The sequence below is a fragment of the Deltaproteobacteria bacterium genome, assembly GCA_017302835.1.
Lineage (GTDB): Bacteria > Bdellovibrionota > Bdellovibrionia > Bdellovibrionales > Bdellovibrionaceae > UBA2316.
The window spans coordinates 126096-138890 of the sequence record JAFLCC010000010.1 but is presented as its reverse complement, the minus strand read 5'-3'; the positions used below and the strand labels follow the sequence as shown (position 1 = coordinate 138890).

Here is a 12795-nt window from a genome sequence, read left to right as displayed (position 1 = left end):
ATGTCCATTCCCTGACGCTCCTTGATTTAGTTTTTTTGCAACATCAATCAAATCAAAGACTCAGGGCTTGGGCAATTTCTTCTTTATGTATTACTTTTTACGGCACCCCATGAAAAGTTAGAGACCCAAAGGCCGCCCCAAAGCCGCGCTCATAAATAGAATTCTGAACATGTCCTTGAAGTCGGTTTCAAGTTGTGACCGACTTCCAATTTATAGATATCCCTGTCAGCTTTCAGCTGCTGAATGACCCTTTGAATCTGCTCGACTATGTGACTTTCGCTAAATCCTTGGGCTGCCAGAGAATCAACTGTAAGTAAATATAGGTCTCGATGGTGATCTGCAATTGAAATTCCCGCTGCCGAAAGTACCCTATCATTTCTTATGTAAATATAATGATCCTTGAGTGCCTTTACCGCTGTGTCATGGGGTTCTCCTTCAGCCAGGAGGCTTTCTGCATTGAGCCTCCAAAGTTCATAGTTCTCTTCGGTTTTAGGCACTCCGACACTTGCCAATAAATTATCCGCTAAGGCCTTTTGATTTGATTCTTTGGCATATTTTTCTAACTCACTTAGCATGCTGGCTTTTAGTATTTTTGCTCTCAGATCAGAATCTATTTTAATTTCGGGAAATCGCGTTTTGAAATAAAATTCCTTGGTTTCTTTGCCGAGCCTTGACTTTTCATACAATGGATCCTTAACTCGATTTCCGTTCAGAAATGTCATCGAATAATTATAACCGTTGGGTAACACAGCTCTAATCCGCACGTAAATATTTATCATTCTTTGGCTGATCAAAAATGTTTCAACAAAATCATCACTGCTCAAAGCGCTAACTTTGTAATTAAGGTCTCTTTTTTCATTTCCGTAATAGGAAATGTATTCATAGCCGGGATGAGTGTGCACTAGGTCAATTAAAAATGGGCGTGAGGCAGCCGTCACTTGATTAACAAGACGATGCATGATGGGACTGCTTATTTGCGAAGCCCTAACTGAAATCATTTCACTATAGGCCAGAGGGATTGCATTCCCGTCAAAGGATGTCACAACACCACTTTCGCCGCCCTGGTTGTTCCAAGAGTAATCTAGCAATATATTTTCAAATCGATCATTTATGTAGACTTCAGATTGTCCCAATTTATCACTGTAATGGACGGCACCATTTTCCAAAGTAAATACATTTGCAATAAATGGATCTGACTGACCGACAACTTTAACTCTGGCTCCGTCTTTGAGGCTTCGAAAACTAGGCAGGGGGTTCAGAAAAAAAGTATTGGGTGGCGGAGCTAAAAAAGTAATTTGTGGCCAAAGTAGACCTTTCAGTTTGGCACTTACTCGCTGGGCTATCGAGGGCTGTCTCATTTCTGTAGCGCCAACTGGATTCTCTGAAGAAATCAATATAAATATCATCGAGAAGAACGGGACGAGTCTTGATATTATACTCTTAAAGCATTTCACTGGTATCCCTTCTATTGATCATCTGCAAACAATATCTACTTTTAAATCACGAGCTTTTTTGACACATTCAGAATCCAAAATACGTTTTTCAGTGATTATTGTAATGAAAGGCATTTGAAATTTCTACTGTAGATATTTTCACAATTGGACAAAAAATGGCAAAGCCCTAATCGTCATGATGATTTATGAAATTAATTCTCACTTTGTTGGTTCTTTTCTTTTTTGTTCAAAATTTGTTTCTCAACTTTTGTCGTAAGTGCCTACCTTAACAAATTGATTTTACATTGAATTTTTAGGTATGTTATTTTTACATTAGTTTTTATGACAGAAGAAGCTTGGGGGAAAATAGTTTATAAAGTCCCGTAACTATAAAGTGAATAGGATGAATGAGTATGAAAAAAATATTATTTTTGTTATTGATATTGATAGAGGTTGCCAAAGGTTTTGAAAATAAAATGATAAAAGCTAATTTAAATAATATTCATCCTACCCAAACGGACGTGGGAAAAGCTCATGTTGACTTTTCAATTGCAAAAATAAATAGAGTTGCAAATGAAAAGAAAATTTCATTGATTGAAGCTGTTGGTTCTAGGGTTTTACCTGCTTGGATTGCTCCCGATGGCAGTTATTTTATAACTGATGGTCATCATTGGGCATCAGGAGGATTAAAAGTGGCTACTCAATTTTCAAATGGGGATCCGGACGTGTTTAATAAGTTTTATTATTCACTAAATATTTTGGCAGATTACTCTGGAAAAAAATGGGATGATTTTTATGTTTCCATATACAGCGCCGGTAAAGGATATTTTAGACCCGATATTCGAAAAGAATATGAAAGTATTGATGAGAAGGGAAATACAGTAATTACCAATGAGGATTTGGTACGAATGTATAAAGAATCACTTCCTAAGAATTTAGCTGATTTAAAAAATAATTCATGGAGAAGTGTTTTTGGTATTGCTTTGGAAGAAATGGGGTTTGATCCTCCGGTTGAGATGATTGATTATGTTGAGTTCTATTTGTGGGAATTATTTTCTGAAGGTTTAAAAAAAATGCACCCAGGTTTAATTGACATCGATAATGGAGCCTTTACAACAGATAAGCAAATGCAGGAAGTAAAAGATCAAATCGCATCAAGTGATAAAATAAATGCTTATCTCTATAATTCAGCTAGAAGATCTGATGTAAATCCGACCATAGAGCCTATTGAGAATCAAACGAGAATCTTAAAAGTAATTGAAACTCATCGAAACAGACTAAAACTGCCCCCTTTTGAGATTCCCAAGACTGTCGGTTTAAGGTCCCAATGCAGTTCTCATTATTATTTTCGCCGCTAGATTTTTAGTACTGGTCTAATAAATAGAGTCCAATCATTTAGAGTCCATCCAATTGGAAACGATATAGTTATTGAATCTAAGAAATTAGTATCATAGATTTAAGTGAGGGCGGGCCCTAAAAGGGGAGAGTGTCATGAGTCTTTCTAAAAAGTGGATTCTTCTTGTGGAAGATGATATTGATCTTGCGAATGCGTTGATCGAGGATATGTCTAAGTCTGAAGATCTGAAAGTCGTCTTAGCAACTACTTTTTCTAATGCCGTTTTAAAGTTAAACAATCAAAGATTTTCTTGTTTGGTATTTGATCTTCAACTTGGGAAACATTCTAGCATTAAACTCATTCAGCAATTAAAGAATCCAAAGGCGACGAAGCAATTAAATTCAGAGACTCCCATTATTTTAGTGAGTGGATTTTTGCAAGGTGAAATTGTTGTCAATGTTGCAAATATGGTTGATGGGATTATTGCCAAACCATTTAAATCAGAAGATCTGGTTCAAAAGATTTTTGAAGTGATTTCCTCTCGTCAAAAAGAAAGTAAAATTATAGATCCTAAAATGAGTGCGAGTAAAATAAAGCCGGCTAAATTTATTCATGATTTAGCAAATATTGTTACGACAATGGATTTAACAATGACCAGGTTGCTACTTCATCTAAATGAAATAAGAGCCTTGAGGGAACTTGAGGTGGCTCAAAAAATTAATGTTCAAATTAAAAAAATTATGACTTTAGTAAAGAAGCAAAGGTCAAATCCTCCAAAGGAATAAGGCAAATTCCTATAAATTCGCCTACTGCCTAAAAAGAGTGCTGTCCTCTGTGTTTTTGGGTTATGATTTTTGCCATAGCCTCGAGCCCGGTAGTCACTTTTTTAATAAAAGAGATGTTGTGGGGAACAAAAACAAATTGGGGGTGTTGCGACCAAAGAGCTTTCAGTTTTTTATCGAGTTCCAGCGCTTCTTCCAAGGACTCTATGCGAGCCGGATTGCCACCTTCGATTGAAATACCTCCAACGGCTGCTGTTTCAAAAAAGATGACGGCATCATACCTAGACAGCTCTTTTTCTAAGCTCGTTCCTAGATGATTGAAAAAATCTGCTGGGGTGTCTGGCCAATATACGGCGCCATCTACAGTCCCTCTATCACAGAGCAAAACTCGGTTTTTATAATATGAACTTTGGGCATCTTCGAGATTAGTCTGGACTTGGTAAATGGCTCTTTGGGTGGCCCGGCGAACCCCATTCACTCCGCCACGGGGAAATCCTCCCATATAGAGTAAGGTTGCTGCTTCAGGAACCACAATGACTTGGTCACCAATTTCTCTTCTGTATAAATCTGCAGCCGTTGTTTTACCACCTCCAGGTCCACCAGTTAAAACAACACGACAACATTTTTCTGACAAAAATCCTCCACTGTTAACAACAAAGAGACCCCGAACCTCATCTTAATTTTAAGTCTCATAGGAAGATTAAATCAAATTGATTTTATTAAAATATAAACGCTACCATCTTGACCTTTAGATTGTGATTTTAAACTGCCACCCATTCCTCCAAAAATAAGGGAATCTAATTGCGCCTGATCAGAAGAGCTATCTATTTTAGTTAAAATTCCTGGGGGTTTTACGGAAAAGACCTTTCCAGAACCACCATTTCCTGGGCTGTAGTAAAATGAACTAGAACCATTGGTCTGTAAAGTAGACTGGGGGCCGCCAGAAGCGCCACCGTCGAGGCCACCGCCACCACTACCTCCGCCAAGAGCTTGGTACCCACCATACCCACCACCTTTGCCAAATCCACCGTTGCCACCTCCAGGTCCTCCTTGGCAAAGACCAAAGCAAAGGCCTCCAGAAATGAATTCATTGGGTGGCAAAGTGCTACCCGAACCACCCACCATAGAGGTGTTAGCTATTCCGCCGGGACCATCTCCACCGCCGTTTCCTCCATTTGGCAAGGTATTGGCGTTGTAATTAGAAGTAACATCTTCACTTCCGCTGCCTCCGCCTCCACCTCCACCAGCTATGCTGAGTGTAAATGCATCTTCCATATCTGGACGAAGATCTGGATCAAATATCACAGAGCTGGCTCCACCGCCAGATCCACCCATGCCGGAGGATATAGATTTACCTCCTGCACCGATAACAATTTTAAATGATCCGGTTTGCCCAGGAGTGAACGAGAAGTAATTTCGTCCGCCATTACCACCCAAGCTCATTAGGCTAGAGGTTCCACCACCGGCGCCTCTCACATCAAAATAGAAGTTGCAATTTATTTGATTGGGTTTGACTTCTAAAATGTACTCTCCAGCAGGCTGGCTTTCTGAATTTACAGTTAATGCCATTTCTCCTGAGCAGAGCTGCGCATTTTCAGAAAAATTATCAGAAGAATCAGAAACTTTCACTGAAGATGCGTTGGAAGAAAAAAGTGAATCTTCTACTAGATAGCTCATCTTACCGCATCCCGATAAAACAACTGAAATGAAAAGCGAAAAAAAGAGGAAAACAATTTTTAATATTCTCATGAGATTTTACCTTTCATTCGCTAGGTCTAATATTTTAAATTCAAAATTAAAATTGAAAAAAAATAAGACAGCTCCCACTACAACTATACAGCAATTTTTCTTACAAATAAACTTCCAGTAAGGTAGCGTTTCACATCAAGGCAAATTCATTGAAATTCGTTTCAAATTGAAACGCGCTTCAAATTGAAACGCGCTTCAAATTGAAACGCGCTTCTAGTGATGAGACTCAGTTCTGGTTTTTAACTTAGAGCCTGATATCTCTTCTGGCGTAGCATCTCTGACGGCAAGAGTTTCGATTTCAAACACGAGATCTTGTCCCGCTAAGGGGTGATTCCCATCAAGAACAATATTTTCTGGAGTCACTTCTGTGACTCGAAAGGGATGGCGTTTTCCATCCACGTCTATGATAATGGGTGGCTCGGCAAGTTTTAATGTATTAACTTGAGGTAAAGAGTTTCGAGGCATAGTTAAGACCAAATTTGGATCATAATAACCATAAGCTTCAGAGGCCATGAGAATGATCTTTCTTTTTTCTCCTTTTTTCAAATTTTGTAAAGCCACAGAAAGAGCCGCAAGCTCTTGTTTTTTTAAATCTCCACCCGTTAAGATATCTTTGTTAAATGTAGAGCTAATTATTTTTCCTAATTTGTTTTTCAAGAGACAGTTAAAGGAAACAATCTGTATTTTCATAAGTAAAGCTCCTTATAGTTTGAGTTAAAGTACAATAAAATCGAATACCATCAAAACAGACAATCAGTTTTTATAAAGACATTCACTCCGTCACAAACACAGTGATCTATTAAAATAAGATCTAATAACATAAGATCAAACAAAAGATGGAACCTAACTTGGAACCTAAAATCCTTTAAAGCACAACAAGACACAAATCTTCTAAAGGCTACTTCTTTAAGTATATACCAAGAAAAAGATTAAAGCGAGCAGAAAGATACAACCTGTACCTTTCTCAAAGAAATCTAGAGATTTCTAGCTAAATTAATTGCAATAAAATGCCAACTCAGGTTAGGTTGGCATTTTTTAAATGAGGTCGTTCTTGCAACAAAATGAAAATCAAAATGAAAATCAAAGTGAAAAACATAGCCACTTTTCAAGTTTAAATTTAAAATCTGAACTTTTAAGTGTACTGGCAGAAGTTGGTTTTTCAAGCATGACACCCATACAGTCTCAGTCTTTGCCCCTTTTGCTTTCTGGAAAAGATTTGATAGGGAAATCAAAAACAGGCAGTGGAAAAACAGCTGCGTTTGTTCTTCCTATTTTAGAAAAATTACAACTTGAAGTTAGAGATCCACAGGCATTAATCATTTGTCCAACAAGGGAGCTTGGTCAACAGGTCACAAAGGAGATCCGACGGTTAGGGCGAAAACTTGATGGCATGCAAGTTTTGTTATTGGCAGGGGGACAACCAGTAAGAGAGCAAGCCTTTTCTTTATCTAAAGGTATTCATATTGCAGTTGGAACTCCTGGGCGCATCTTAGATTTAATATATAAAGGCAAGTTTTTTTTAAATCAAATTTCAACATTAGTTTTGGACGAAGCAGACAAAATGTTAGAATTAGGATTTGAAGCAGATATTCGTGCGATTATAAATAAAGTCCCTCAAATGAGGCAAACTGTTTTTTTCTCTGCAACATTTCCGGATTCAATTGAAAAGTTAAGTCAGAATTATCAGAAAAACCCTATAAAAATAAGTATTGAAGATCAAGACGAAGATTTAAGTTTGATCGATCAGATCTACTATGAATATGCCGATGCCAATACCGACAACAATGAAAGTAAATTGAATATTTTATATCGAGTCTTACAACAACATTTATCGGCAGCGACCCTCATTTTCTGTAACCAAAAGGTGGTTGTTGATGAATTGGTATCAAGCCTAAAAGAAAAAGGAGCTAGTTGCGCGGCCCTTCACGGAAATTTAGAACAAGCAGATCGTGATAAGGTCATGGCGCTTTTTAGAAATGGAAGTTATCGCATCTTAGTAGCTACAGATTTAGCGGCAAGAGGTTTGGACATTGATCACTTGGAGTTAGTTATTAATTATGATTTTCCACTGCAGCCAGAGACTTATATTCATCGAATTGGCAGAACGGGTAGGGCGGGTAAAAAAGGTACGGCGGTTACACTCATCCGTCCTAATGAAGAGAAAGATATTTTGGATTATGTTGAAAGATTGAAGGTGAAAATAAATAGGCCCAGTTTGGGTTACAAAAATCAACATGGTTTACCATCGAGCCTTTGGCTGGCAGCCATGCAAACCTTATCCATTTCAGGTGGCAGAAAAAACAAACTGAGACCCGGTGATATCCTTGGAGCTTTGACCGGAGTTGAGGGAAATATTCCTGGGAACAAAATTGGAAAAATTGAAATCCAGGACTATATCTCTTACGTGGCGATTGCCACGGAGCTAGCTCTTATTGCTGAAGATCGATTAAAAGAAGGGCGAATTAAAGGACAAAAGTTCTTTATAAAACTAATCAAGACATAGCCTCCTGCGCACGGGATACGCCTATGACCCTGGATTGTGATTTTAAATTTGAAAAAGAGCAAATTTTAGATATTTTAATTCTTCCATAGCTAAAGGATAGGGGTGATCAAAAGGTTGCCCTCCTTGAAGGATCAAGGTTCCTCTTTTTCTATTTTTTGAAAAGGCCTCTCTGAGGATCTCTAGGAAATTAGCTAAAGTGATATGGCTCGAGCAAGAACTTGCTGCAAAAAAGCCATTAGGAGATACCAATTTTAATGAGTCAGAAAAAATTTTTGTATAAGCTGAAATGGCTTGAGGTACTGAAGCTTCATTTGGTGCAAAACTAGGAGGGTCCGTTATGACCATATCAAATTTAGCTTTCGCTTTTATTTGTTCTTCAACGTAGACAAAGGCATCCATGGCTATGTTCTGAGTGATCGTTTTAAAAGGATTGAGTGAAAAGTTCTTATCAATAGCAGCTATGGCGGCAGGGGCAATATCCACGCTAGTTACATTTTTTGCTTCCCCTGAGGCAGCAGAAAGGGAAAACCCTCCAGTATAGCTAAATAGATTTAAAACCGATTTATTTTTTGCAAAGGTTTTAATATGTTGTCGGTTATCTCTTTGATCCAAAAAAAAACCTGTTTTTGAGCCCTCCTTGATATTAGCTGAAAAAATCAGTTTATTCTCTTTGAAAATAGTTTCAGGTTCCAATTGGCCAAACAAGATCTCGCCTTTGTTTTCTGAGCTATTTCGTCTTTTAAAATAAACATTTTTAATCTGAGAGAGATCAGCAAGGATTCTCCTTGAGATGGCCATTTTTTCCCAAATTTGTTCAAGGAGGGGTTGGTCATACTTTATGACGGCAGTGTCGCCATAAATATCAATAACCATGCCCGGAAAGCCATCGCCTTCGCCATTAATGAGTCTAAAAGAATTGGTTTCATCTAAGTTAAAGAGAGCTCTTAATCCAAGGGCTTTCTTCCACTGTGTTTCCATTGCTATTTGTAAGGTTTTTTCTGGATTATTTTTATTGAAAAACCAGTCATCAGAAAAACAAATAATTCGAAATCGAAGCTGGGTCTCTGATTGTAAAATTCCAAGGCCTAGAATTTCTTCTTTGTATTTTAAGAAGTAAAGGCCCGATTTAAAGTTGATTTTAGGATCAAAACTACTTGCAAATACCCAGCGATGTCCTCGTTTTATATGCTTAGTTAAATCTCTACCTAATTGAATGCTATGGATTTTAGAATTAAAAAAAAGAAACGAATAGTTATCCGTCATTATTCTAAAAGTTTAATCCCAATTTTTTGAATATTTTCTTCAAGCACTTTACACCAAACAACTTCGGCCTTCATCGTATGTAAATTGCCAATTTTTATTTTCAATTTTGAATTGAGTTTAACTAAATCATTGCAAGCCAGAAGAATTGAACAACCGGAATACGATTCATTTAAAATGAGAGCTGTAAGGGTTGGATTGAACTCTTTAGTTGTCGCCTTAAAATCGACAAGAGCTACGGAATTCTCATCGGGTTGAAATCTGGTGAATTTACGATCGGACATAGGTACCCTTCTTGTAGTTGTTTTATATTTTTAAAGACAACTTTATTTTCATGAGTGTAAAGATTAAATGTCAAGTTTGATTTCTTGCCAAAGTCTTTCTTTTTCGAAATCAGATAAGTCATCCCACACTAGATTTCTTGCCTGGGCCAGTTTCATCATTTTCTCAAATCTAAATTCGAATTTTTGATTTGCAAGTCTGAGGGATTGTTCCGGTTCTATTCCCAGATGCCTTGCCCACTGAGCCAGACTAAATAATAAATCGCCAAACTCCTCTTGAATTTTTTCTTGTGAGATGGCTTGATCCGTTTTGTTTTGTATTTCAAAATTAAGTTCATTAAGTTCTTCAAGAACCTTGGCAAAAACATTTTCTGGAAGTTTCCAATCAAAGTGCAACTTTTGACCTTTAACTCCGATTTTATGAGCTCGTTGGAGGGCTGGAAGTTGCTTTGGAAAATCAAAAAAGGAATCATTTCGCTGCTTGTTTTTCTTTTCTTCTTTTTTAATTTTTTCCCAGTGAGTCCAGACTTCATGGATATCTTTTTTAGGTCCATTTTCAAAAACGTGGGGATGTCTTCGGATCAATTTTTCTGAAAGGGTTTGAATGACGTCTTGGTAAGTAAAGGCTCCCCTTTCTGCAGCCAATTGGCAGTGGAGAGCCACTTGGAATAAGACATCTCCCAGCTCTTCCTTAAAGTCGATATCATTATTAGATTCAAGAGCTTCAATCATTTCAAAGAGCTCTTCGATGGCAAAAGGTGCTAGACTTTGATGAGTTTGTTCTTTATCCCAAGGACATCCATCTGGACCTCGCAAGTCTTTAACGATTTGCATTAGAGAAGAGAATTCATTCATTGATAAGGGAGGTTTGGGCATATTATAATCCTGACAAGGGTCTAGATTTGTATAAAACTAAAATATATTCAATACAATTATTTTTGAAATTAGCCGATGCGTTCAAAAGAACCTATGAACCAGGATAACAAAAAGTCTTCTTTTAGTCGGATTAATTATGAGGATCCAAGTCACAAGTACTTAGATTGGGTACATCAATTAGGTTTGGAAAAAACGTTTTTTGGCAAGAAGTTAAATTGGTTAGAAGATAAGTTTTCTATAAGAAAGGTTTTAATTGTATTATTATTCTGCCTCTTATTATCCTATCTGATTTTTTTTCAAATTAAAATTCCTCATAATTTTAAAGTGGGTGATATTGCCAATGTAGATGTTGTTTCTCCCATAAATTTTGAAATGACTGACGAGGTAACCACTGAGGATAAAAGGTTAAGAGCAGAAAACTCCACCTCTGTTGTATATGACTACGATACGACGGTCTTTGATCGTTTGGCAGGTAATGTTTATCGGTCATTTAGATTCATGAGAGCTCATTTAAAAGATTCACCTTGGCCAAAGGGGTTTTCCCAGCAGCAACAGAGGATCAAGGATTTATTTACTTTCAAAATTCAGTTTGAAAAAGAGCTAAGTGTTCCTATCGCTGATTATCTGTTTGAGTGGCTTATTGAAGCTAAATTTAATTCTAAAATTGAAAATGCTCTGATTAGAAATTTGGATAACTGGTATGATAAAAAAATTGCAGACTCTCCTGACCGTTATGTTCCCGTAGGACAGGACCAAGTTATTGCCAAGGTTATTCACAAAAATAATTTAGGGAAAGAAATTCCTGTTCACAAAAGGGAAATTTTGGATTTACAGAACCCTGATCTTTTCAGGCTTGAGGATAGAGTTTCTTTAGAAAAACTTAATGAAACAGACAAATCAAATTTACTTTATTTAACAAGATCTCTTTTGGTGCCTAACTTAACGTTGAATAAGCAAGAATTAACTTCTAGGAAGCAAAAGGCAAGAGACTCCGTTTTACCAATCATGATTTCCATTAAACGAAATCAGGTGATTGCTGCTAAAGGGGCGAGTATTCAACCTTTCCATATGGCAGTATTAAAACAAATTGAAAGCCTTCAGTCGGATAGAAAAAAAGACCTGATGGCTATTTCTTTGGCTTTATTGTTATCGGTTTGCATTTTAGTATTTTTTTCCTATATTCGAAGGTTTACAATGAATAAAGTGAGAGTCGAGACAAAGGATATTTTTGTCATGATGATTATCACTGTTTGCGTGATCTTTTTGACAAAATTTTACATGTTTATTGCCGATGCCACTTTTGTGACGAAACTAGGCGCTTATTTTACTCATGCTGTTTTTTTATTTGCGGCTCCTATCGCGGCAGGCCCAATGATTGTCGGATTGATTATTCAATCCGGAGAGGTGGTTTGGTTATTTACGGCTTTTCTGTCACTTGTCCTGGGTGTTATGGAGGATTTCAATTACACTTTTGGTATCGTTTCTTTGGTGGGAGGGGTTGCTGCAGCTCGAGGGGTTTTTAACTGTAAGAAAAGAAATGATATTTATTTGGCGGGAGTCAGAACCGGGGCTATTAATGGTTTGCTGATAGTTTTTTTAGCTTTTATTTCAAGACTGGAGCAGGACGAGTCGTTAAGTGATATTTACTTATTGGTTTTAGCCGGTTTTTTGGGGGGTATATTTAGCTCTTTGGTAGCCATGATGAGTATCCCTTTAGTTGAATCGATATTTAATTACACTACGGATGTTAAACTGTTAGAGCTATCAAATTTAAACCATCCCTTATTAAAAGATATGTTGATTAAGTCACCTGGAACCTATCATCACTCCATGATGGTTGGAAGCATGGTGGAAGCTGCATCCGAGGATATTGGGGCGAATCCATTGCTTGCAAAAGTCATGAGCTATTATCACGATATTGGAAAAATGGAGCATGCAAAGTACTTTATTGAAAATCAAAAACCTGGAATTAATCCTCATGATCAGATCTCTCCATTCATGAGCAAAACCTTACTTGTTGCTCATATTAAGGATGGTGTAGAGTTGGGAATGAAACACAAGCTCGGTAAGCCGATTATTGATGGCATTGTCCAACATCATGGAACGACATTGATTTCGTTTTTTTATAATAAAGCGCTTGAGCTTAAACAAGATGCAGATTCTGTTATTTCAGAGGATGAGTTTAGGTACCCAGGTCCAAAGCCGCAATTTCGCGAATCTGCTTTGGTGATGTTGGCGGACAGTATTGAGGCGGCCGCTAGGTCATTAGATGAGCCGACCCCAGCGAGGTTACAAAATATAGTCAGGAATATCGTGCAGCGAAAATTTACCGATGGTCAGCTTGACCAGTGTAATCTGACGCTTAAAGATTTATCCAAAGTAGAACAAGCTTTTGTTAAAATCCTTTTAGGGATTTACCATCAACGAATTGACTACCCCCGAAGTTCAGGGGGAGGGCTTGGGTATATAAGTTCAGCGAATTAAATTTAGTTTGAATAAACTACTTTAACTATTTCCCTTTTTACATTATTCTTTTTCAGGATAAGAGGTTGTTTGAAAGCTCTTAAGACGTTTC

Annotated in this window: 11 protein-coding genes; 4 read left to right on the top strand and 7 right to left on the bottom strand. The window is 37.4% G+C overall.

Features of this window, described 5'->3' with window-relative positions:
- Nucleotides 1–149: 149 nt before the first annotated feature.
- Complete coding sequence (locus J0M15_12305) at nucleotides 150–1454, bottom strand: hypothetical protein (protein MBN8537827.1); 1305 nt, start codon at nucleotides 1452–1454, stop codon at nucleotides 150–152.
- A 392-nt stretch (nucleotides 1455–1846) separates the two neighbouring features.
- Between J0M15_12305 and J0M15_12300 the strand changes: the two genes are divergently transcribed.
- Nucleotides 1847–2791: a hypothetical protein gene (locus tag J0M15_12300; GenBank protein MBN8537826.1), complete on the top strand. Its 945-nt coding sequence runs from the start codon at nucleotides 1847–1849 to the stop codon at nucleotides 2789–2791.
- Between the two features lie 133 nt (nucleotides 2792–2924).
- Nucleotides 2925–3554: a response regulator gene (locus J0M15_12295; protein ID MBN8537825.1), complete on the top strand. Its 630-nt coding sequence runs from the start codon at nucleotides 2925–2927 to the stop codon at nucleotides 3552–3554.
- 28 nt (nucleotides 3555–3582) lie between these two features.
- Here J0M15_12295 and J0M15_12290 read toward each other — a convergent pair whose 3' ends face one another.
- From J0M15_12290 to J0M15_12280, 3 genes are all read right to left on the bottom strand, one after another.
- Nucleotides 3583–4185 carry an AAA family ATPase gene (locus J0M15_12290; protein ID MBN8537824.1) on the bottom strand — a complete coding sequence of 201 codons (603 nt, stop codon included), beginning with the start codon at nucleotides 4183–4185 and terminating at the stop codon, nucleotides 3583–3585.
- A gap of 71 nt (nucleotides 4186–4256) precedes the next feature.
- The gene (locus tag J0M15_12285; GenBank protein MBN8537823.1) at nucleotides 4257–5228 is read right to left on the bottom strand and encodes a hypothetical protein; all 972 of its coding nucleotides are present in this window, start codon (nucleotides 5226–5228) and stop codon (nucleotides 4257–4259) included.
- 285 nt (nucleotides 5229–5513) lie between these two features.
- The gene (locus tag J0M15_12280; protein MBN8537822.1) at nucleotides 5514–5990 is read right to left on the bottom strand and encodes an FKBP-type peptidyl-prolyl cis-trans isomerase; all 477 of its coding nucleotides are present in this window, start codon (nucleotides 5988–5990) and stop codon (nucleotides 5514–5516) included.
- A 349-nt stretch (nucleotides 5991–6339) separates the two neighbouring features.
- On the opposite strand from J0M15_12280, the gene dbpA reads away from it, so the two are divergent.
- Nucleotides 6340–7803, top strand: coding sequence for an ATP-dependent RNA helicase DbpA (gene dbpA, locus J0M15_12275; protein ID MBN8537821.1), 1464 nt, complete (start codon nucleotides 6340–6342; stop codon nucleotides 7801–7803).
- Between the two features lie 42 nt (nucleotides 7804–7845).
- On the opposite strand, the gene J0M15_12270 is transcribed toward dbpA, so the two are convergent.
- From J0M15_12270 to mazG, 3 genes are all read right to left on the bottom strand, one after another.
- Complete coding sequence (locus J0M15_12270) at nucleotides 7846–9066, bottom strand: class I SAM-dependent rRNA methyltransferase (GenBank protein ID MBN8537820.1); 1221 nt, start codon at nucleotides 9064–9066, stop codon at nucleotides 7846–7848.
- The gene (locus J0M15_12265) at nucleotides 9066–9347 is read right to left on the bottom strand and encodes a hypothetical protein (GenBank protein ID MBN8537819.1); all 282 of its coding nucleotides are present in this window, start codon (nucleotides 9345–9347) and stop codon (nucleotides 9066–9068) included. Before J0M15_12265 ends, J0M15_12270 begins: the two co-directional genes overlap by 1 nt.
- Before the next feature lie 63 nt (nucleotides 9348–9410).
- Nucleotides 9411–10178 carry a nucleoside triphosphate pyrophosphohydrolase gene (mazG, locus tag J0M15_12260; protein MBN8537818.1) on the bottom strand — a complete coding sequence of 256 codons (768 nt, stop codon included), beginning with the start codon at nucleotides 10176–10178 and terminating at the stop codon, nucleotides 9411–9413.
- A 135-nt stretch (nucleotides 10179–10313) separates the two neighbouring features.
- Here mazG and J0M15_12255 point away from each other — a divergent pair, with 135 nt between their 5' ends.
- Nucleotides 10314–12704, top strand: coding sequence for an HDIG domain-containing protein (locus J0M15_12255; GenBank protein ID MBN8537817.1), 2391 nt, complete (start codon nucleotides 10314–10316; stop codon nucleotides 12702–12704).
- The last annotated feature ends 91 nt before the right edge of the window (nucleotides 12705–12795 follow it).